The sequence below is a fragment of the Roseicyclus mahoneyensis genome, from assembly GCF_003148775.1.
GTDB classification, from domain to species: domain Bacteria; phylum Pseudomonadota; class Alphaproteobacteria; order Rhodobacterales; family Rhodobacteraceae; genus Roseicyclus; species Roseicyclus mahoneyensis.
The window spans coordinates 146,821-166,230 of the sequence record NZ_QGGW01000006.1; the positions used below are offsets into that span (position 1 = coordinate 146,821).

A 19,410-nucleotide genomic window follows, 5' to 3' on the forward strand; every position below is an offset into this window, starting at 1 on the left:
CCCTAACGCTCGGACCAGCCCGCCCCGTCATCTTGCCCCAGTTTCGGCGCGGGTCGCTCCAGCGCCAGATCAGCATCGGAAAACCGGAAGGGTGGGCGCACGCCGGGCACCCCGCCCGGTTCAATCCGCGTGCCGCGCGCGATCACCTGCGGGTCTGCGAACACCTCGGCCAGATCGTTGATCGGCCCGGCTGGCACCCCCTGCGCCTCGCAAGCGGCCAGTAGATCGGCCTTGGTCATCGCACGGGTAGCCAATGTTAGCGCCTCGGTCAGCGCGTCGCGATGGGCGATGCGGTCGGCATTGGTCAGGTAGTCGGGGTGCTCGGCCAGACCCAGCAGGCCCAGCAGCGCGCAGAACCGCCGGTATTGCCCGTCATTGCCCACGGCGATGATGATCCAGCCATCGGAACAGTCGAAGACCTGATAGGGAACAAGGTTCGGATGCGCATTTCCCAGACGCTGAGGAGCCACCCCCGTCGAAAGGTAGTTCATGGCCTGATTGGCCATCACGGTCACCGCGGTATCCATCAGGCTCATGTCGACATGCTGCCCCCGCCCCGTGGTCTGGCGCAGGTGCAGTGCTGCAAGAATCGCGTTGGACGCATAGAGCCCGGTGAAGATGTCGGTGACGGCCACGCCCACCTTCTGCGGCTGGCCATCGGGCGCGCCGGTGACCGACATCAGGCCGGACATGCCCTGAATGATGTAGTCATAGCCCGCCCGGTGCGCATAGGGCCCGGTCTGCCCGAAGCCGGTGATCGAGCAATAGACAAGCCGCGGGTTGATCGCGCGCAGGCTCTCGTAATCCAGCCCGTATTTCGCAAGACCGCCCAGCTTGAAATTCTCGATCAGCACGTCGGCGTCGCGGGCCAGCGCCAGAACCCGCGCGCGCCCCTCATCGGTGCGGAAATCGGCCGTGACCGACCGCTTGCCCCGGTTGCAGGAATGGAAATAGGCCGCCGACCGGTCGCCCTCGCGCGCGATGAATGGGGGGCCCCAGCGGCGGGTATCATCGCCCTCGGGCGCCTCGACCTTGATGACCTCGGCGCCCAGATCGGCAAGGGTCTGACCGGCCCAGGGGCCGGCCAGGATGCGCGCCAGTTCGAGAACGCGAACGCCCGAAAGTGGTGCCGTCATTGCGCGGCGGCGACCCGTTCATCGAGGATGGCCGCGAAATCCTCGTAGCTCATGTTGGAATGCATCGTGCCGTCGATGACGAAATGCGGCGTACCGGGGATGTCATGCACGGCCATGTTCGCCTCGTAATTGGCAATCATCGCCTCGGCCATGGCGGCATCGGTCAGGCAGGCGTCAAGCTGCTCGTTCGACAGGCCCGCGATGCGCCCGATCTGGCGCAGGTTTTCGGCCACCTCTCCGGGCGCGCCCTGCCGCCAGGCGTCCTGACGCTGGTAGATCAGGTCGACGACGCCGAAATACCGCTCCGGCCCGGCGCAGCGCGCGACCATCCCGGCCCACAGGCCGAAGCGGTCGAAATAGACCTCGCGCGAGACAAGACGGACAAGGCCCGTTTCGATGTAATTTGCCTTGATCAACGGCAAGGTGTTGAGATGAAAGGTCGCGCAGTGCGGGCAGGTGAAGGAGGCGTATTCGATCACCTCGACGGGCGCATCGGGGCTGCCCAGCACCATCTCGACCACTTCGGGGAGATCGCTCGAGGCTTCCGCCCCTTGCGCATTTGCCGCTTGCGGCAGAAGCGGCAGTTCGGGCGCGCCCACCGGGCGCAGCAGCGCATAGGTTCCGGCGGCCATGACACCGGCACCGGCGCCCATCAGAATGGTCCTGCGATCCATGGGGTAGTCTTCTCCTTAAGTGTTTCGCGGGGTTAGCACGTTGCGGGCCAGACGCGCGAGGGCCTCTTTGAGGCGCGCGTCCTCGATCCCCTCCATCCCCTCCATCGCGCGGGCAAGCCTTGCGGGATCGGGTGGCGGCGGGGCCTTCGGGATAGCGGGGCGAAAGGCGACCCGCCCCTCGGCAAAGCCGGTGGGGGCGGTCTGAGTGATGTGGACATGTGCGACCGCACGGTAGCCATAGGTGGCGTTTACACGGTCGGCGATGCGGTCCTTCTGCATTTCAAGGACAGGGGCATGCGCGCCGGTCGTCAGCAAGACCAGCGTGCCGCCAAAACCCCGGCCCCAGGTGATCTTGACGGGCCGCGCGATGGCCGCGACATCCTCGCCCACGATCTCGGGCCAATGGGTCAAGAGCTTGGCCTCGCCGAATCCGCGCTTTTCGGCGGGCGCCTTGAGCGCACCGGCCAGCAATGCGCCCGCCGTCTCGAAGCCGCGCTTGCGGCGACGGGGCGGCTCGGGTTGGGATGGGGCGGGCTTGCGCGACATGGGTTGCTTTCGTGTCCTTGCGGGCAATCTATGCGGTTACGCGCTGATAACCAATAACAGCCGGGTGAGAAGGCAGATAAACCTTGCGTGACAGCGACACCGACGATGCGGTCAGCGCCGCCCTGCTGCCGTGGTATGACCGCCACGCCCGCGCCCTGCCATGGCGCGTGGGCCCCGAGGCGCTGGCCGATGGCGAACGCCCCGATCCCTACCGAGTCTGGCTGTCCGAGATCATGCTGCAACAAACGACCGTGGCGGCGGTGAAGGAGTATTTCCACCGCTTCACCGCGCGCTGGCCGACCGTCACCGCGCTGGCTGCCGCGCAAGATGCCGAGGTGATGGCCGAATGGGCGGGCCTTGGCTATTACGCCCGCGCGCGCAACCTGCTCAAATGCGCCCGCGCGGTCGCCGCAGATCACGGCGGCATCTTTCCCGATACCGAGGACGGGCTGCGCACCCTGCCCGGCATCGGCCCCTATACGGCCGCCGCCGTCGCCGCCATCGCCTTTGACCGGCCCGCGGGCGTGATGGACGGCAATGTGGAGCGTGTGCTGGCGCGGCTTTTCGCGGTGCAAACGCCCCTGCCCGCCGCCAAGCCCGAGCTGAAGGCGCTGGCCGAGCGGCTGACGCCGGGAATGCGGCCCGGCTGCTACGCGCAGGCCGTGATGGACCTTGGCGCGACCGTCTGCACGCCACGCTCGCCGGCCTGCGGCATCTGTCCGCTGATCACGCTGTGCCGCGCCCGCGCGCTGGGCATCGCCGCCGATCTGCCGCGCAAGACCCCGAAACAGGCCAAGCCGACGCGGCTGGGCATCGTCTACCTTGCGCGGCGCGCGGATGGTGCCGTGCTGCTTGAAACCCGGCCCGATCGCGGGCTTCTGGGCGGCATGCTGGGCTGGCCCGGCACCGACTGGGCCGAGACCGCGCCGCAGGATAACCCGCCGGTCCCGGCCCGCTGGCACGACGCGGGGGTGGAGGTGCGCCACACCTTCACCCATTTCCATCTGCGCCTGCGCGTGCTCTTGGCCGAGGTGACGCTCGATGCGACACCGGACCGCGGCGCGTTTCACCCTCGTGCCACATTTCGGCCCGCAAGCCTGCCTACGGTGATGCGCAAGGCATGGGACGTCGCGGCAGGCGCATGGCGTGAGCATTGACCGAATGCGCCCCGCGTCCCATCCTTGCAGATGCAACAAGATGAGGCTCCGATGATCCCCGCCGCACAGATCGCCCGCATCAATCGCGCGGCTCCGTTCTGGATGTCCTTGGGTCTGTTTCCGCTGATCGCCCTTGTCGCGTCACAAGGCGGCTGGTGGCTTTTGTTGATGCCGCTCTCGACATGGTGGCTGTTTACCGCGCTTGATGCCGTGATGGGGCTGGAGCTGGAAAACGCCGACCCCGCCACACCTGACGGCCACCTGCGCTGGTATCGCCTGATCACGCTGATCTGGTTCCCGCTGCAGGTCATCACGATCTTTGCGCTGATCTGGTACGCGACCCGGGCGGATCACCTGTCCATGGGCGAGAAATTCGGCCTCTTCTTCGGCGTCGGCATCATCTCGGGCACGATCGGGATCAATTACAGCCACGAGCTGATGCACCAGAAAAACCGCCTCGAACGCTGGCTGGCCGACCTGCTGCTGGCCACCGTTCTGTATTCCCATTTCCGGTCCGAACACCTGCTGGTCCATCACCGTCATGTCGGCACCGCCCGCGACCCGGTAACGGCGCGCTACAACGAGGGGTTCCATCGCTTTTTCCCCCGCGTCCTGCGTCAAAGCCTGATCAGCGCCTTTGCCGCCGAAAAGGCCATGCTGGCGCGCAAGGGCAAGCCGTGGGCCGACCTGACAAACCCGTTCTGGCGCTATTGGACGCTGCAGGGCACCTGTCTTGTGCTGGCATTTGCCTTGGGCGGCTGGATCGGCGTCGCGCTCTTCGCCTTTCAGGCCGCCGTCGCCATCTGGCAGCTGGAACTGACCAATTATGTCGAACATTACGGCCTGACCCGCAAGCATCTTGGCGACGGCAGATACGAACACGTCCTGCCGCGCCATTCGTGGAACGCGGCGCACAAGGCGTCGAACTGGCTCTTGATCAACCTGCAGCGCCATTCCGACCATCACTTCAAGCCCGACCGACGGTTCCCGCTGCTGCAAAACCACCCCGAGGATGACGCCCCGCAACTGCCCTATGGCTACCCGGTAATGACCATCGCGGCGATGATCCCGCCCCTGTGGAAACGGGTCATGAACCCCCGCGTCAAGGCGTGGCGCAAGCACTACTACCCCGAGATCACAGATTGGCACCCCTACAACAAGGGGCTGAACCCTCTACCGCGCTGACAGGCGGAAGGTGCACCTGAAAGCACACTCTGCGACGCCCGGGGCGCTCAGCGCTGAATCGCGGGCGTCTTGCCGATATGGCTGCCATCCTCGGCGGCCTGAACGAGGAAATGCGCGACATCGGCTCGGCTGACGATGCCCTGGCGCCATGTCTCGGGCTCCACCAAAACCTTGTATTTCTTGCTCATCGCATTGTCGTTCAGGATGCCGGGGCGGACGATGGTCCAGTCAAGGCTTGAGGCGCGGATCATTTCCTCCTGCAGGGCCTTGTCGGCATAGGCGCGGCCCAGAAACAGCTTGAAGGGGATCTTTTCCAGCGACGAAAGCTTGGCCGCGCTGTCGCCCGCGCCAAAACCCGTGACCGCCAGAAGGCGGCGCACGCCTGCCGCCTCCATCACCGGGATCAGCGCGCTGGTGGCATCGGAAAACAGCGTGGTGCGTCTGAGCGCGCGCAGGTCGCGCGGCACGCCCAGCGTCAGGATCACCGCATCGGCCCCCGCGACGGCGCGGGCCAGCGCCACGGGGTCGGTGGCATCACCCGCGACAGGCTCGAACCCGTCCGCCTCGATCCCCATCGTGTCGGCGCCGCGGGCCAGCGCCCGCACCCCATGACCGCGCGACAAGGCGTGATCCACCACCTTGCGGCCGATGCCGCGGCTTGCGCCGATGACCGTGATCTTCATGCCGGTCCCTCCTTTGACACGAATATAGCGCGCCGCGGTGACAGGCCCAAGACGCGCCCGTCAGGCGCGCCCCGCCTCGGAGGACAGCGTCAGCGGCGAGATGCCGAGCGAGGCCAGCGCGGCCGCCCATTTCCCTTCCATCCTTGGGCCAAAGACCAGATCGGGCGTCGCATCGGCGGTCAGCCAGCCGTTTTGCCCGATCTCGTCCTCGATCTGTCCCGGGCCCCAGCCGGCATAGCCCAGCGCCATCAGGGCACGGTCCGGCCCGGCGCCGCGGGCCAGATCCTCCAGCACGTCGATGGTGGCGGTCATCGCAAAGCCCGCGTCGACGTCCAACCTGTCGTCTTGCCGACCGCGATACTCGGCGGAATGCAGCACGAACCCACGACGCAGTTCGACCGGCCCGCCATAGCAGACCGGCATATTCGGCGTGGCGGCACCGCGCTGGATGTCGAGCTGGTCGAGCATGTCGGCAAAGCGCACGTCGCGCATGGGCTTGTTCACGATCAACCCCATCGCCCCATCGGCGGAATGGGCACAAAGGAACACCACACTGCCATGAAACCGCGGGTCGCCCATGTCGGGCATGGCGATCAGCAGCTTGGCGGTCAGGTCTTCGCGGGGCGGGGCACTGGGCATGCGCACAGGATGGGGCTTTGCCCCGATGCAATCAAGCGCGACACCGGCGACACGGTCACGCAGGCGTCGCCAAAACGTGACTTTCCAAACTGCGCGCAACTGCCTACGTCCGATCAATCATGAGCTTTCGCAGCCGCCTCCTTGCCACCCTTGTCGCTTGTGCCGTTCCGCTGACGGCAGCGCCTGCGTTGGCGCAGTTCGAAGGGCGCACCGCCGCCGATGTCGTGCAGGTCACCTTCCTGCCCGGCTGGCGACTGCCCAACGGGAATCACATGGCCGCCGTGCGCATCACACTGGCGCCGGGGTGGAAGACCTATTGGCGCGCGCCGGGCGAAGGCGGGGTTCCGACGGTCATCAGCCTGACCGAGGCGCAGGGCGTGAGCGGCATGGCGATCCACTGGCCACGCCCACAGGTGTTCTTTGCCAACGGCATGCGGTCCATCGGCTACCATGACGACGTGATCTTGCCGGTTGAATTCGCCTTGAGCGAAACCGGCGAGGTGTCGATCGCGGGGCAGATCGACCTGGGCGTCTGTCAAGATGTCTGCATGCCGGTGACGCTGGATCTGGCGGGTCTCCTGCCCCCCGGCACCGACCGCGTGCGCGAGATAGGGGCGGCGCTGTCCGAACGTCCGCTGACCGCGACCGAGGCGGGCGCTGGGCGCGCCACCTGTTCGGTGGAGCCGATTGCCGACGGCTTACAGGTGACGGTATCGGTATCGCTGCCCCCGACCGGCAATGACGAGACCATCGTGGTGGAACACCGCCACCCCGACATCTGGGTCTCGGAAGCGGTCACCCGGCGCGAGGGCGGCACAGTCAGCGGCACGGCAGACATCGTGCCGGCCGACCATGGGCCCTTTGCGCTGAACCGGTCCGACCTGCGCATCACCGTGATCGGCAGCCGGATGGCGGTGGAACTGGACGGCTGCACCGGCTGAGATGCGCCGTCAGGCCGCGCGCCGCTGCCTGAACGCCATGGCGCCCGCCGCGACCAGCCAGCCGATCACGCAGATCAGTGCTGCCCCCGCGACAAAGACGCCAAAGGCCGCGCCCATGCCCGGCCCGATGCCCGCAAGCGGCCCGGCCATCGACCCGGTCACGATGGCGCTTCCCAAACTCGCCGCGAAAAGCGCAGCAAGCGCCAGACCCAAGCCGCCGATCCCCATCGCTACCCCCTTCTGGCGCGACATCGACCCCAGCGCGCGGCGCAGCGCGGTGATCTGCTTGCCGAAATCCTGCTGCATGGCGACGATGGCGGGCACGACCAGCAACACGATGACCATCCCGAACCCCAGACCATAGACCAGCGTGATGACCGTTGGCTTGAGGAATTGCGCATCTTGTGACCGCTCATAAAGCAGCGGCGCAAGGCCCAGAACGGTCGTCAGCGTGGTCAGCAGCACCGGGCGCAGCCGGTCGCTGGCCCCGTCGATGATGGCCGGGATAAGCCCGCGCTCCTCGGCGTATTCATCGATGGTGGTCACCAGCACGATCGAATCGTTGATGATGATCCCGGTCATCCCGATCAGCCCCACCACGGTGAACATCGACAGCGGAACATCCCAAAGGATATGGCCGTAGATCGCGCCCACAAGACCGAAGGGGATGATCGCCATCACCACCATGGGCCGCGTCCAGCTGGCGAATACCCATGCCAGCACAAGATAGATGCCGATCAGGCACAGCAAGAACCCCGTCATCGCATCGCTGAGGAATTCCCGCTCCTGTTCGGCCAGACCCGACAGTCGGGTGGCCACGCCATAGCGTTCCTCGATCTGCGGGATGATGACCTGCGACAGCTCGGCCATGATCTCGGTGGCGCGCGCCGGATCATCCTCGGACAGATCGCCCGTGACCGAGATCAGCCGCACGCCGTTTTCGCGCTGGATCGACGAAAACCCCTGCCGCGCGGTCACCGTCACGATATCGGCCAGCGGCACATATTGCCCCGAGGATGACCGAAGCAGTGTCCGGTCAAGGAAATCGGCGGTCAGTTCGCCCTCGGGCAGTTCCACCCGGATCGACGCCGTGCGCGGTCCGTCGGGATAGGTCGCGGCCTCGATCCCGCCCAGACGGTCGCGCAGCACACGCCCCAGCGACCCGATGTCGAAGCCCAGCGCCTCGCCCTGCGGGGTCAGCATGAGGCTCAATTCCTCCCGGTCGAAGGCCATGCTGTCTTGCAGCCCCGAGACCTCGGGGAACCGCGCCAACTGGGTCTGGAGCGACAGGGCGGCCTCCTTGAGCGTCGCGGTATCGGCGCCAAAGATCTGCACGTCGATCGCATCGCCGCCCGGCCCACCGCGAAAGCCACGGAAGCTGACCACCTCGCTCATCGGCAGTTGGCGCACCTCGTCTTGCAGGTCGGAGACGAAGGCGAAGGCGGAATAGGGGCGAAGGTCGGCGTCGATCAACTCGATGGCGATGGAGCCCAGAAGGTCGGCATCCTTGTTGTCGACCCCGCTCAGGCCGGGGCCTGTGTTGCCACCCACTTCGGCCAACACATAGACCAGCGGGTTCACGCCATGCTCGGCCTCGTAGCGGGCGGCCACGGCTTCGGTCGCGCGCTGCATCTCGCGCACCATGGCCATGCTGTCCTCGCGCGTGGCACCGTCGAGCATGGCGAAATTGCCCGAGACCGAGGACAGTTCCGGCGCGTTGAAGAACCGCCATGTCACATCGCCCCGGATGACGCTGGCCACCTGCGTGGCAAGGATCAACACCATCGCCGCCAGCACCGGGTATCGCGCGGCGATGACAAGGCGCATCGCGGGGCGGAACAGCCGCGCCTTGACCCAGTCGAACCCGCGATTCACCACGCGCGAGGGCCAGTCGTACCAATGTTCCTTGGCCGAATGGGCCAAGGCATGGGCCATGTGGTTGGGCAAGATCAGGAAGCATTCCACGAGGCTGGCGATCAGCACCACGATGACGGTGAAGGGGATATCGGCGATGATGCTGCCGAAGCGCCCCCCGATTACGGTCAGCGCGGCAAAGGCCAGCACGGTGGTGATCGTGGCCGAGAACACAGGCGCTGCCATGCGGCGGGCCGCGGTTTCCGCCGCCACCACGGGGCTTTCGCCCAGATGGCGGGCGCGATAATCGGCGTGTTCGCCCACCACGATCGCGTCATCGACCACGATGCCCAACGTGATGATCAGCGCGAAAAGCGAGATCATGTTGATCGTCAGCCCCGCCACCCACATCAAGCCGATGGCCGCGATCAGTGCCACGGGAATCCCCGCCGCCACCCAGAAGGCCGTGCGCGCGTTCAGGAACAAAAAAAGCAGCGCCACCACCAGCAACAGCCCCGTCAGCGCATTGTCGAGCAAGATGTTGAGCCGCCCGGAGATCGCCTCGGACTGGGTGCGGATCAACTCGATGGTGGTGCCCGCGGGCAAGGTGGTCTGCAGCGCGGCCGCAACCTGTTCGACAAGGGCCTGAATGGCGATGGCGTCGCCATCCTCGGATCGGTCGACCCGGACCGAGATCGCCGGGCTTTCGCCCACGAAATAGGCGCGTTCCCGGTCGATGCCTTCGCTGCGCACAAGGGCCACGTCGCCGATGGTCAGGGTCGACCCATCGGCAGTGCTGCGCAGCGTAAGTGCCGCGATTTCCGCAGCGCTGCGTTGCGCCGATCCGGTGCGGATCCGGGCATTGGCCCCGTCCACATCGCCCGCAGGCGCGGTCGAGGCTGCGGCGGCGATGACGGCGGCGATTTCCGCCATCGACACGTCATGGCGCACCAGCGCGGCCGAGGGCACTTCGACCACGGTCTGGGGGGCGGCGACGCCCCGGATCGTGGCACGCGTCACGCCGACCTCGAACAGGCGGGCGACGAATTCATCGGCGAACCGGCCCAATTGCTCGGGCGCGACGGGGCCGGTGATCACCACATCAGTCACACGGTCCGACCATGATCCGCGCCGGATCTCGGGGTCCTCGGCATCCTCGGGCAGGTCCCGCACGGCGTCCAGCGCCGCCTGCACCTCGTCGGCGGCGCGCGCCATGTCCCAGCCCGGGTCGAATTCGAGGCTGAGGCTTGCGCGCCCCTCGCGGCTGGTCGCCTCGGACCCCGCGACGCCGGGCACGGCCAGTAGAACGGGTTCCAGCACGGCGACGATGGCCTCGTCGACATCCTCGGCCCCGGCGCCGTCCCATGCGACGGTTATGGTGACATCGTCCGAGATCACATCGGGGAAGAACTGCGCCCGCATCTGCGGGATGGCGGCAAGCCCCCCCACGACCATCATCACGAGCAGCAGATTTGCGGCGGTGCGATGACGGGTGAAATAGCTCAGGATGCCGGCACCGCCGGGGGGAAGGCTGCGCATGATCAGCTGCCCATCCGGCTTTCAAGGCGCGTGACCATCTGGGCCGGCACCGCGTCTTGTTGCAACTGGTCGAGCATGCGCGCCCGCACATCGGCGGGGATGAAGCCATTTCCCTCGACATAGGCGATCAGCCGCGCGCGGCGGTCCGGGTCGAGGAAAATGGTCTGCGGCTCGGGCGCGGCCTGTTCACCGGTGGGTCGCACCGGGTTCACCCGGATGCCCGCCCCGAGAACCGGCGTGCGCGCCAGCACAATCTCGCGCCCGTCAAGGTCGGGGGCGCGCACCAGCACATCGTCGCCTTGTCTGCGCAACAGATCGACCGCCACCGCCTCAAGCCGATCCTCTGCCCCCAGCGCCAGAAGCTGACCGTCCGACCCCAGCGCCGCGGCAGGCAGGCGGGCAACGTTTTCAAGCGGCGGTTCCTGCACCTCGACCCGAACGAAATCGCCCACGCGAAGGCCGCGGGGCGCGTCGATCCGGGCAAAGAGCAACCGGCCCGATTGCCCTGCCTCCACCGAGCCGCTTTCGCGCGTCAACACCGCCTCGGCCGTCAGGTCGAGCCCGAAGACATCAAGGATCACGTCAACCCTGGCCCCTGGCAAAATGCCGTCCGCGCCGACCAGCTGCGCATAATGCGCGGTCGAGATGCGGAACGCGACCTCCAGCGCCTCGGGGTCGATCAGGCGCGCCGCCTGTTCGTTGCGGTTGACCAGACGGCCTGCGACCACGCTCACCTCGGACAAGATGCCGTCGAATTCCGCGCGCAGCACGGTCTGGGCCAGCTGCCGCTCCGCCTCGGACAGCGCGATGCGGCGACGGTCCAGCGCGGTTTCCGACTGGGCCACCCGCGCCACGGCCTGCGCCAGCGCCTGCCGCCGCGACAGGACGGCCTGATCGGCGCTGGCGGCGGCCAGCTCCGCGGTGTCCACCGCCGCCGCACTTCCCACGCCGCGACCCAGTAGATCTACCTGCCGGTCAAGCGCGCGCTGCCTGAGCGCGGCCTGCGCCTGCGCCGCCGCGACATCGTCGCGCGCCAGATCCAGCGCTGCCACAGCCTCGGCCAGTTCGTTCTCGGCATCGCGCAAGTCGGCAGCCGCCGTGTCGCGGGATGATTGCGCCTCGGCCGGGTCGATGCGCATCAGCACCTGCCCTGCCGTGACCGCGCCGCCCTCCTCGAACCCCTCGGCCAGCTCGATCACCGTCCCCTCGGCGGGCGCGCGCAATTCCAGCGTGCGGCGCGACCGGACTTCACCAAAGGCCGTGAGAACCGGGGTTTCGGTGCCGACGGTTACGGTCATGACTTCGGCAGAAAACACGCGCTCGCGCTGGGGTTGGGACGTGCCTGTATCGGCCCAGCGTGCTTCCAGCGCGCCATAGATGGTGTTGCCCGCCATCGCCAACAGGCCGACAGTCACGGCCAGCAGGAACAGCCCGACGAGGGCGCGGCGGAAAAATCGCATGTGTCAGTGCCTCAATGGGTGCCTGCACCATAGGTAGAGGCAGCGCGCGACAGGTCCAAGTGACAAGGTCACCAAGCTGTCACGCAGGGCCGCGTCATTTCCGTCGCAGATGTTCGTCGAGACGCGGCATGATCTCCACAAAATTGCACGGAAGGTGCCGGGAATCGAGCTGGAACTTGAGGATCTCGTCCCAGGCATCCTTGCACGCGCCCGACGATCCGGGCAGCGCGAACAGATAGGTGCCCCCCGCCACACCACCCGTGGCGCGGCTCTGCACCGCAGAGGTGCCGATCTTGGCCATGGACACGATGGTGAAGACAGTGGCGAAGGCCTCGATCTCCTTCTCGTAGACGTCGCGGTGGGCCTCGACGGTCACATCGCGCCCCGTAAGGCCCGTCCCGCCCGTGGTCAGGATCACGTCGATACCGGGGTCGGCTACCCAAACGCGCAACTGGTCGGCGATGGCCGCGCGGTCGTCGCGCAGGATATGGCGGGCGGCAAGGACATGACCTGCCCCGGTCAGACGTTCGACCAGCACGTCGCCCGATCTGTCCTCGGCAAGGCTGCGGGTGTCCGACACCGCCAGAACGGCAATGCGGACGGGGTGAAAGGGGCGGGTTTCGTCGATGCGGCTCATGGGCCTATGGCCTCCCAACCGATGCGGGCGGCCAAGGCCGCGAAGATGGTGGAACTGGCGCCACGCAATCCCCGCTCGGCGCGGGGCGATTGCACAAGCACCCGCCCGATCCGGCCCGAGAAGACGCCGACCAGCCCGTTGACCACAAAGCCCCCGACAGCCAGCACCGCGCCACAGGCCAGGAACTGTGGCAGCACCGGCAGGGCCGGGTCGATGAACTGCGGCACAAGGGCCAGGATGAACAAGATGACCTTGGGGTTCGAGAGGTTGACGATGAGGCCGTCCCGAAAGGCGCGCGACGATGGGCGCACATGGCCGCCCCCTTCGGTCAACGGCGTGTGCCACGTCTTCCACGCCAACCAGACGAGATAGGCCGCCCCGATCCAGCGGATCGCCCCGAAAACCCACGGAAAGGCCACGACCAAAGCGCCAAGGCCCATCCCGGCCAGCGCCACATGCACCAGCGCCCCCGCCGAGATACCCGCCGAGGCCGCCAGCGCCGCACGCGGTCCGCTGCGCGCACCTTGGGCGAAACAAAACATCATGTCGGCGCCGGGCGTCAGGTTCAGCGCCAGCGCGGCGGGGATGAAGGCCAGAAACAGGATCGGGTCGATCATGGCAAATCCCTGAGCCGCGCCTTGAGCGACAGCAGATCCGCCCATGCCTTTGCCTTTTCGGGCGGTTTGCGCAGCAGATAGGCGGGGTGGAACATCGGGATCGCAGGGCGGCCCATCACCTCGGTCCATTGTCCACGCAGCCGGGTTATGCCCATGCGTCCCGTCAGGCCCTGACAGGCGTGGTTTCCCATCAGCACGAGGATATCCGGATCGGCCAATTCGATGTGACGACGCACGAAGGGGCCCAGCATCGACAGCTCTTCCGGTGAAGGGTCGCGGTTCTGCGGCGGACGCCAGGGCAGCATGTTGGTGATGTAGACGGCATTCGCCGGATCGTCCGACGCACGGTCAAGCCCGATCGCCGACAGCATCCGGTCAAGCAACTGCCCTGCCCGTCCGACGAAGGGGCGGCCCTGCTGATCCTCCTCGCGCCCCGGCGCCTCGCCCACGATCATCACGCGGGCGGCCGGGTTGCCGTCTGCAAAGACCAGTTGCGTCGCCGTCTGGCTGAGCGGGCAGTGGCCGAACCCCTCCATCGCGGACCTGAGCGACGGAAGGTCCGTGGCGCTGGCGGCGGAATGGCGGGCAAGCTCGGTCGCATCGACGGCAGGGGCTGCAACAGCAGGCGCGGCGGCAGCCGGCGTCGCTGGGCGCGCGACAGGAGCTGGCACGGGGGCGGCCTGCGCCTCCTCCAGCGCGAAGCGGTCGACGGGCGAATCGAGGATGGCCTCATCGGCCCCCAGCTCGATCTGCCAGTCCAGCATCGCCAAAGCGTCGTGATAGCCCAGATCATCCATGACGCGCAGGCTATGCCCGCTGGACGCCAAGGGGAAGGGGTGACAGGGTGCCGCCATGCCCACCGAACTGACCGTTTCCGCGCATTATTCCCGCTCGGCCGACGCCGTCTTTGCCGACGCAATCTGCTTTGCAGCAATGGCCGAGGCGACGCGCGGCGTGGCCGTCTACAAGGACATGCCGCAAGGGTCGATGGAGGAGGGGCGGACCTACACCCTCAACGTCACGGTCTGGGGCATCATGCGCAACCCGAATTATCAGGTGCATGTCGAACGCGTCGACCCGGTGGCGCGCACCGCCCAAAGCCGGGAGTTCGGCTGGATGATCCGGCAATGGGACCATACCCTGACCGTCACCCCGGACGGTGAGGGGTGCGTCTGGACCGACCGTATCGTGATCGATTGCAGTTGGGCCACCGGCTACATGAGCTGGGTCGCCAAGGTTCTATACCGCACCCGCCACCGGAACAGGCAAGGGCAAGACATCAACGCGCATCTGCGCAGGGTCTGATGCCTTGCCGCCCCGCCCTGCGCGCACCTATAAGCGGGGAACGCGCAAGCCCGGGGCGGACCGATGAAATTCAGCCAGACGCATCTGTTGGGGATCGAGGATCTGCACCCGCTTGAAATCACGATGCTGCTCGACCGTGCCAATGTGCATGCCGAGGCCGAGCGCGGCAGCCGGCAGCACGGGCAGCCGCTCAAGGGCCTGACGCAGATCAACATGTTCTTCGAGGCCTCCACCCGCACGCAAGCCAGCTTCGAGATCGCGGGCAAGCGGCTGGGCGCGGATGTGATGAACATGGCGATGGCGGCAAGCTCGCTCAAAAAGGGCGAGACACTGATCGACACCGCGCTGACGCTGAACGCGATGCACCCCGATCTGCTGGTTGTCCGCCACCCGCATTCCGGCGCGGTGAAACTGCTGGCCGACAAGGTGAATTGCGCCGTGTTGAACGCGGGCGACGGGCGGCATGAACACCCTACGCAGGCGCTGCTCGATGCGCTGACGATCAAACGCGCCAAGGGGCGCATCCACCGCCTTGTCATCGCGATCTGCGGCGACATCGCGCACAGCCGCGTCGCGCGGTCCAACATCCACCTTCTGGGCAAGATGGAAAACCGCATCCGCCTGATCGGCCCGCCCACGCTGATCCCCGCAGGCGCCGCCGAATGGGGCGTGGAGGTCTATGGGGACATGGCCGAGGGGCTGAAGGGCGCGGACGTGGTGATGATGCTGCGGCTTCAGAAGGAACGGATGGACGGTGCCTTCATCCCGTCGGAGCGCGAATATTTCCACCGCTTCGGGCTGAACGCCGAGAAACTGGCCCACGCCAAGTCTGACGCCATCGTGATGCACCCCGGCCCGATGAACCGAGGGGTGGAGATCGACGGGACCATCGCGGACGACATCAACCGCTCCGTCATTCAGGAACAGGTCGAGATGGGCGTCGCGGTGCGGATGGCGGCGATGGAGCTTTTGGCCGAGAACCTGCGGGAGCGGCGGGAGAAGGGGGCCCCATGAGCGACGGCTGGTCCAGCTACTTGGCATCGGGCGAGCGCGTGATCTGGGAGGGGCGGCCCTCGACGCGGTTGTTGGTGCTGCGCAAAATCGATGCGTTCCTGATTCCCTTCGCAGTGGTCTGGACAGCCTTCGTCGCGTTGATGTTTTTCGGCCGCGTTGCTTCCTCCGGCGGTTTTTCCGCGATCCCGTTCCTGTTGCTGCTCGCAGGTCTCTACATTCTCATCGAGCGCTTCGTGTACGACCGCCATGTCCGCAGTCGGACGGCCTATGCGCTGACGAACAAGCGCGCCCTGATCGCAAGGTCGGCCTTCGACGCATATTTTCGGCAACAACCGCTGACCGACACCCTGACGATGTCGTTTCAAGACGGACGAAACGGACGGGTCACCTTCGGACCGACGGTCCCGCCCTTGGCGCTATTGTTGAGCTTCACGCTCTGGAGCGGTGAGGACCGGTCCTTCACCTTCCGGGCGCTTGATGATGCCAAGACGGTCTATGACCTCGCCCAACGTATCATCCGGGGCGACATCGCGTGACCGACACCCTCCACATCTTCGCCGTCACAGTTGCGCCCGACCTGCGCCACACGCACCTGACGCGGGCCGAGGGGTTGGCGCCCGACCTGCCGCCCCTGACCGATTGGCTTGGGGCCGAGGTGGACACCGGAGAGATCGAGCTGTTCCCCGTCCGCGATCTGGGCGACATGGCGCTGTCCGATTACATCACCATGGCCTTCGCGCCCGAAGCAATCCCTCCGCAGGCCCAGCGCAAGATCAACGCGCTCAAGGGCCATGTCCTCTTGGTGCCCGAACGCGCCCTGTCCGAGGAACCCGCGCCGGGCAAGCAGGCCACGTTGATCGCCTCTGTGCCGCTTGCGAGCGCGGATCATGTGGCAGAGTTGCCCAAGGCCGATGTCCTGACCATGCCCCATCCGGCCCCCACACTACGCCCTGCGCCCAAGCGGCGCGGTTCGCTGATCTGGGTGCTTGGGGCGCTGGCGGTTCTGGCCCTGATCGTGCTGATACTGGTGACGTGATGGATGACCACTTGCCCACGCGCAGCATCTTCACCCCGCAAACTCCGCTGGAGACGGACGAACGGGTCGTGACGAGTTTCACCCCCGACCGCGCGACCTATTGGCGCGAGAATGCGTGGCTCGCCGTCATCGCCATGGCGGCGGGTATGGGCATCCTCTGGGCGCTCGGCAACGAGCATGTCTGGACGGGCGCGGTCGGCGGCCTCTTCGCCATCGGCGTCCGGTCGCTCTACCTGTCGTCGGATGAGACCAAGATGCGCTGGGACCTGACCGACCGCCGCCTGCTGGGCCCCGGCCCGCGCGCCGTCGCGCTGGAGAACATCGCGCAGGTCAACACGATCTTTTCCGCCGTGCAGGTCGTGACTGTAGCGGGCGACAAGCACTTGCTGAAATATCAGGCCGATGCACAGGCCGTGAAGGCGCGGATCGATGCCGCACGGGGGCGGCCATGACGCAAGGATCGGGCTGGGACGGCATCCTCGAGCCGGGCGAGACGATCTTGTGGCAGGGCCAGCCGGTGCCCGACATCGTGTGGCGCGACATGATCAGCGGCCGCTTGCCCATCGGGATCATCTTCACCGCCTTTTCGACGGTCTGGATCTCGGTCGCCGTCTGGATCGTCGCCTCGATCGACGCTCCGATCCTGTTCCGCCTGTTCTTCCCTCTCGGCGGGCTGCCCTTTCTGGCCATCGGCCTCTACATGCTGGTGGGCCATCTGTTTTGGGACGCGCGGCGGCGGCGGGGGACATGGTACACGCTGACCGATCGCCATGCCTTCGTCGCCACCGACATCTTCGGGCGACGAAAGCTCGACAGGTACCCGATCGCCGACATGGCCGCGTTGGAACTGGTCGACGGCAGCCCCGGCGACGTGAACTTCGGCAGCGTGACCCACCACATGCCGCGCCGCGCCCCCGGCCCGCACAAATCTCGCAACCGGCTGGGGGGCAGCACGACCGTCAAGACCGGCTTTCGCCATATCACCGAGGCGCGCAAGGTCTGGCGGATGATCCGGGATCGGCAGGCGGCCACGACTGCCGCCACGTGCGACATGCAAGAGGACGGGACCCCATGACCAACGCGCTGCTCCGCAACGCCCGCCTGATCGACCCCGAGGCGGGGACCGAGACGCTGGGCTGGCTCCGCATCGAGGGCGGGCGCATCGCCGAGACTGGCGCGGGCCCGCGCGCGGGCGGCATCGACTGCGGCGGGGCCTGTCTTGCGCCGGGCATCGTAGACATCGGCGTCAAGATCGGCGAACCGGGCGAGCGGCACAAGGAAAGCTTCCGCACGGCGGGCCGCTCGGCGGCGGCGGGGGGTGTGACTACCATGGTCACGCGGCCCGACACCGCCACGCCCATCGACACACCCGAGGTGCTGGAATTCGTCACCCGCCGCGCGCAACAGGATGCAGGCGTCAAGGTCCGGCCAATGGCCGCCCTGACCCGCGCCCGTCACGGCCGCGAGATGACCGAGATCGGCTTCCTGCTCGATGCGGGCGCCGTGGCCTTTTCCGATGGCGATGCCGTCTGCACCGATCCGAAGGTGCTGTCGCGCTGCATGACCTATGCCCGCTCGCTCGGCGCGCTGATCGTGGGCCACCCGCAAGACCCGGGGCTGAGCGCAGGCGCCGCCGTCACGAGCGGCAAGTTCGCCTCGCTCCGCGGCTTGCCCGCCGTCTCGCCCATGGCCGAGCGCATGGGGCTGGAGCGGGATCTGGCCTTGGTCGAGATGACGGGCGTGCGCTACCACGCCGACCAGATCACCACTGCCGCCGCGCTTCCGGCCCTCGCCCGCGCCAAGGCCGCTGGCCTCGACGTGACCGCCGGCATCTCGATCCATCACCTGACGCTGAACGCGCTCGACGTCGGCGACTACCGCACCTTCTTCAAGGTCAAGCCACCCTTGCGCGACGAGGACGACCGGCAGGCCATGGTCGAGGCCGTCCGCGACGGGAAGATCGACATCATCTGCTCCATGCACACGCCGCAAGACGAGGAAAGCAAGCGCCTGCCCTACGAGGCCGCGGCTTCGGGCGCGGTAGGGCTGGAAACCCTGCTGCCCGCCGCCCTGCGCCTTGTCCATGCCGAGGCGCTGGACCTGCCCGCGCTGTTCCGCGCGCTGGCGCTGAACCCGGCCCGACGGCTGGGGCTGGAGGGCGGGCGTCTCTCGCCCGGCGCGCCCGCCGATCTGGTGCTCTTCGACCCGGATGTGCCCTATATCCTCGACCGCTTCGGGCTATATTCGAAATCCAAGAACACGCCCTTCGACGGTCAGCGGATGCAAGGCCGCGTGCTGCGGACATGGGTGGATGGCGCCGTGGTTTATGACCGCGCGCGGGAGACGGCGATATGATCCCTGCAATCGAGACGGTGCCCGCGCTTCTGGCGCTGACGGCGGTGCTGGCCTACCTGCTGGGATCGGTGCCCTTCGGCATCGTGGTGACACGCGCGATGGGGCTGGGCGATCTGCGCCAGATCGGGTCGGGCAATATCGGCGCGACGAATGTCTTGCGCACCGGCAACAAGCTGGCTGCAGCGCTGACGCTGATCCTCGATGCGGGCAAGGCGGGCCTTGCGGTGCTGGTCGCGCGCGCGACGCTGGCCGAGGATGCGGGGCAATTGGCGGGCTTCGCCGCCTTCCTCGGGCATTGCTACCCGGTGTTCCTGCGATTCAAGGGCGGCAAAGGGGTGGCGACGTTCTTTGGCACGATCCTCGCGCTATCGTGGCCCGTGGGGCTTGCCGCTTGCGCGATCTGGGTGGTGGTCGCTGCGCTGGCGCGCATCTCGTCGCTGGCGGGGCTGGTCGCCGCCGCGCTGGCCCCTGTCGCGGCGCTGGCTCTTGGGCGGGGCGATGCGGTGGCGCTTCTGGTGCTGCTGGGCGTCCTGATTTTCCTGCGCCATGCAGGCAATATCCGCCGGCTGATCGCCGGGACGGAGCCGCGGATCGGGAAAAAGCCCAAGCCCTGAGCAAGACGCGGCAGAGCG

21 protein-coding genes are annotated in these 19,410 nt (G+C 67.2%); 11 read left to right on the forward strand and 10 right to left on the reverse strand.

Annotation, left to right across the window (positions count from 1 at the left end; all coding sequences use genetic code 11):
- Nucleotides 1-2: 2 nt before the first annotated feature.
- From C7455_RS13205 to C7455_RS13215, 3 genes are read right to left on the reverse strand one after another with little or no spacing between them, the layout of a single operon-like run.
- Entirely contained in the window at nucleotides 3-1,136 is a 1,134-nt protein-coding gene (locus C7455_RS13205; RefSeq protein WP_109668970.1) for a CaiB/BaiF CoA transferase family protein, read from the reverse strand.
- The gene (locus C7455_RS13210) at nucleotides 1,133-1,810 is read right to left on the reverse strand and encodes a DsbA family protein (RefSeq protein WP_109668971.1); all 678 of its coding nucleotides are present in this window, start codon (nucleotides 1,808-1,810) and stop codon (nucleotides 1,133-1,135) included. Before C7455_RS13210 ends, C7455_RS13205 begins: the two co-directional genes overlap by 4 nt.
- Before the next feature lie 15 nt (nucleotides 1,811-1,825).
- The gene (locus C7455_RS13215; protein WP_109668973.1) at nucleotides 1,826-2,356 is read right to left on the reverse strand and encodes a DUF721 domain-containing protein; all 531 of its coding nucleotides are present in this window, start codon (nucleotides 2,354-2,356) and stop codon (nucleotides 1,826-1,828) included.
- Nucleotides 2,357-2,439: 83 nt separating this feature from the next.
- On the opposite strand from C7455_RS13215, the gene mutY reads away from it, so the two are divergent.
- Together mutY and C7455_RS13225 are read left to right on the forward strand one after the other, a co-directional pair.
- Nucleotides 2,440-3,513 (forward strand): A/G-specific adenine glycosylase, encoded by a 1,074-nt coding sequence (mutY, locus tag C7455_RS13220; RefSeq protein ID WP_109668974.1) that lies wholly within the window; start codon nucleotides 2,440-2,442, stop codon nucleotides 3,511-3,513.
- A 30-nt stretch (nucleotides 3,514-3,543) separates the two neighbouring features.
- A complete protein-coding gene (locus C7455_RS13225; RefSeq protein ID WP_425450645.1) occupies nucleotides 3,544-4,698 on the forward strand; it encodes an alkane 1-monooxygenase in 1,155 nt (384 codons plus the stop codon).
- Between the two features lie 47 nt (nucleotides 4,699-4,745).
- Here the strand turns inward: C7455_RS13225 and C7455_RS13230 are convergent, their stop codons facing one another.
- Together C7455_RS13230 and C7455_RS13235 are read right to left on the reverse strand one after the other, a co-directional pair.
- Nucleotides 4,746-5,381: an NAD(P)-dependent oxidoreductase gene (locus tag C7455_RS13230; protein WP_109668976.1), complete on the reverse strand. Its 636-nt coding sequence runs from the start codon at nucleotides 5,379-5,381 to the stop codon at nucleotides 4,746-4,748.
- A 60-nt stretch (nucleotides 5,382-5,441) separates the two neighbouring features.
- On the reverse strand, nucleotides 5,442-6,020 hold the full coding sequence (locus C7455_RS13235; protein WP_109668978.1) for a YqgE/AlgH family protein: 579 nt from the start codon (nucleotides 6,018-6,020) through the stop codon (nucleotides 5,442-5,444).
- Nucleotides 6,021-6,139: 119 nt separating this feature from the next.
- On the opposite strand from C7455_RS13235, the gene C7455_RS13240 reads away from it, so the two are divergent.
- Nucleotides 6,140-6,961 (forward strand): protein-disulfide reductase DsbD domain-containing protein, encoded by an 822-nt coding sequence (locus tag C7455_RS13240; RefSeq protein ID WP_109668979.1) that lies wholly within the window; start codon nucleotides 6,140-6,142, stop codon nucleotides 6,959-6,961.
- Between the two features lie 9 nt (nucleotides 6,962-6,970).
- On the opposite strand, the gene C7455_RS13245 is transcribed toward C7455_RS13240, so the two are convergent.
- From C7455_RS13245 to C7455_RS13265, 5 genes are all read right to left on the reverse strand, one after another.
- Nucleotides 6,971-10,354: an efflux RND transporter permease subunit gene (locus C7455_RS13245; protein ID WP_109668981.1), complete on the reverse strand. Its 3,384-nt coding sequence runs from the start codon at nucleotides 10,352-10,354 to the stop codon at nucleotides 6,971-6,973.
- Between the two features lie 2 nt (nucleotides 10,355-10,356).
- Entirely contained in the window at nucleotides 10,357-11,814 is a 1,458-nt protein-coding gene (locus C7455_RS13250) for an efflux RND transporter periplasmic adaptor subunit (protein ID WP_109668983.1), read from the reverse strand.
- 94 nt (nucleotides 11,815-11,908) lie between these two features.
- Nucleotides 11,909-12,451: a molybdenum cofactor biosynthesis protein B gene (moaB, locus tag C7455_RS13255; RefSeq protein WP_109668985.1), complete on the reverse strand. Its 543-nt coding sequence runs from the start codon at nucleotides 12,449-12,451 to the stop codon at nucleotides 11,909-11,911.
- Nucleotides 12,448-13,068 carry a LysE family translocator gene (locus C7455_RS13260; RefSeq protein ID WP_109668987.1) on the reverse strand — a complete coding sequence of 207 codons (621 nt, stop codon included), beginning with the start codon at nucleotides 13,066-13,068 and terminating at the stop codon, nucleotides 12,448-12,450. Before C7455_RS13260 ends, moaB begins: the two co-directional genes overlap by 4 nt.
- Nucleotides 13,065-13,865, reverse strand: coding sequence for a uracil-DNA glycosylase (locus C7455_RS13265; protein ID WP_109668989.1), 801 nt, complete (start codon nucleotides 13,863-13,865; stop codon nucleotides 13,065-13,067). The genes C7455_RS13260 and C7455_RS13265 overlap by 4 nt, the downstream gene beginning before the upstream one ends.
- Nucleotides 13,866-13,920: 55 nt before the next feature.
- On the opposite strand from C7455_RS13265, the gene C7455_RS13270 reads away from it, so the two are divergent.
- From C7455_RS13270 to plsY, 8 genes are all read left to right on the forward strand, one after another.
- Nucleotides 13,921-14,373, forward strand: a complete 453-nt coding sequence (locus C7455_RS13270) for a hypothetical protein (RefSeq protein ID WP_109668991.1) — start codon at nucleotides 13,921-13,923, stop codon at nucleotides 14,371-14,373.
- A 63-nt stretch (nucleotides 14,374-14,436) separates the two neighbouring features.
- Nucleotides 14,437-15,387, forward strand: a complete 951-nt coding sequence (locus C7455_RS13275) for an aspartate carbamoyltransferase catalytic subunit (RefSeq protein WP_109668993.1) — start codon at nucleotides 14,437-14,439, stop codon at nucleotides 15,385-15,387.
- Nucleotides 15,384-15,923, forward strand: coding sequence for a hypothetical protein (locus tag C7455_RS13280; protein ID WP_109668995.1), 540 nt, complete (start codon nucleotides 15,384-15,386; stop codon nucleotides 15,921-15,923). The genes C7455_RS13275 and C7455_RS13280 overlap by 4 nt, the downstream gene beginning before the upstream one ends.
- A complete protein-coding gene (locus C7455_RS13285; RefSeq protein ID WP_109668996.1) occupies nucleotides 15,920-16,423 on the forward strand; it encodes a hypothetical protein in 504 nt (167 codons plus the stop codon). The genes C7455_RS13280 and C7455_RS13285 overlap by 4 nt, the downstream gene beginning before the upstream one ends.
- Complete coding sequence (locus tag C7455_RS13290; protein WP_109668998.1) at nucleotides 16,423-16,875, forward strand: hypothetical protein; 453 nt, start codon at nucleotides 16,423-16,425, stop codon at nucleotides 16,873-16,875. The genes C7455_RS13285 and C7455_RS13290 overlap by 1 nt, the downstream gene beginning before the upstream one ends.
- Nucleotides 16,872-17,498 (forward strand): hypothetical protein, encoded by a 627-nt coding sequence (locus C7455_RS13295; RefSeq protein ID WP_109669000.1) that lies wholly within the window; start codon nucleotides 16,872-16,874, stop codon nucleotides 17,496-17,498. The genes C7455_RS13290 and C7455_RS13295 overlap by 4 nt, the downstream gene beginning before the upstream one ends.
- A complete protein-coding gene (pyrC, locus tag C7455_RS13300; protein ID WP_109669001.1) occupies nucleotides 17,495-18,778 on the forward strand; it encodes a dihydroorotase in 1,284 nt (427 codons plus the stop codon). Before C7455_RS13295 ends, pyrC begins: the two co-directional genes overlap by 4 nt.
- Nucleotides 18,778-19,392, forward strand: a complete 615-nt coding sequence (gene plsY, locus C7455_RS13305; protein ID WP_170119082.1) for a glycerol-3-phosphate 1-O-acyltransferase PlsY — start codon at nucleotides 18,778-18,780, stop codon at nucleotides 19,390-19,392. Before pyrC ends, plsY begins: the two co-directional genes overlap by 1 nt.
- The last annotated feature ends 18 nt before the right edge of the window (nucleotides 19,393-19,410 follow it).

What these genes read in the sequence shown, in the direction of transcription:
- C7455_RS13205 (WP_109668970.1), bottom strand. Translation starts at nt 1,136, where the DNA reads ATGACGGCACCACTTTCGGGCGTTCGCGTTCTCGAACTGGCGCGCATC.
- C7455_RS13250 (WP_109668983.1), bottom strand. Translation starts at nt 11,814, where the DNA reads ATGCGATTTTTCCGCCGCGCCCTCGTCGGGCTGTTCCTGCTGGCCGTG.
- pyrC (WP_109669001.1), top strand. Translation starts at nt 17,495, where the DNA reads ATGACCAACGCGCTGCTCCGCAACGCCCGCCTGATCGACCCCGAGGCG.
- C7455_RS13280 (WP_109668995.1), top strand. Translation starts at nt 15,384, where the DNA reads ATGAGCGACGGCTGGTCCAGCTACTTGGCATCGGGCGAGCGCGTGATC.
- C7455_RS13290 (WP_109668998.1), top strand. Translation starts at nt 16,423, where the DNA reads ATGGATGACCACTTGCCCACGCGCAGCATCTTCACCCCGCAAACTCCG.
- C7455_RS13210 (WP_109668971.1), bottom strand. Translation starts at nt 1,810, where the DNA reads ATGGATCGCAGGACCATTCTGATGGGCGCCGGTGCCGGTGTCATGGCC.
- C7455_RS13225 (WP_425450645.1), top strand. Translation starts at nt 3,544, where the DNA reads ATGCAACAAGATGAGGCTCCGATGATCCCCGCCGCACAGATCGCCCGC.
- C7455_RS13265 (WP_109668989.1), bottom strand. Translation starts at nt 13,865, where the DNA reads ATGGATGATCTGGGCTATCACGACGCTTTGGCGATGCTGGACTGGCAG.
- C7455_RS13295 (WP_109669000.1), top strand. Translation starts at nt 16,872, where the DNA reads ATGACGCAAGGATCGGGCTGGGACGGCATCCTCGAGCCGGGCGAGACG.
- C7455_RS13270 (WP_109668991.1), top strand. Translation starts at nt 13,921, where the DNA reads ATGCCCACCGAACTGACCGTTTCCGCGCATTATTCCCGCTCGGCCGAC.
- C7455_RS13245 (WP_109668981.1), bottom strand. Translation starts at nt 10,354, where the DNA reads ATGCGCAGCCTTCCCCCCGGCGGTGCCGGCATCCTGAGCTATTTCACC.
- C7455_RS13260 (WP_109668987.1), bottom strand. Translation starts at nt 13,068, where the DNA reads ATGATCGACCCGATCCTGTTTCTGGCCTTCATCCCCGCCGCGCTGGCG.
- C7455_RS13235 (WP_109668978.1), bottom strand. Translation starts at nt 6,020, where the DNA reads ATGCCCAGTGCCCCGCCCCGCGAAGACCTGACCGCCAAGCTGCTGATC.
- C7455_RS13230 (WP_109668976.1), bottom strand. Translation starts at nt 5,381, where the DNA reads ATGAAGATCACGGTCATCGGCGCAAGCCGCGGCATCGGCCGCAAGGTG.
- moaB (WP_109668985.1), bottom strand. Translation starts at nt 12,451, where the DNA reads ATGAGCCGCATCGACGAAACCCGCCCCTTTCACCCCGTCCGCATTGCC.
- C7455_RS13215 (WP_109668973.1), bottom strand. Translation starts at nt 2,356, where the DNA reads ATGTCGCGCAAGCCCGCCCCATCCCAACCCGAGCCGCCCCGTCGCCGC.
- C7455_RS13275 (WP_109668993.1), top strand. Translation starts at nt 14,437, where the DNA reads ATGAAATTCAGCCAGACGCATCTGTTGGGGATCGAGGATCTGCACCCG.
- C7455_RS13240 (WP_109668979.1), top strand. Translation starts at nt 6,140, where the DNA reads ATGAGCTTTCGCAGCCGCCTCCTTGCCACCCTTGTCGCTTGTGCCGTT.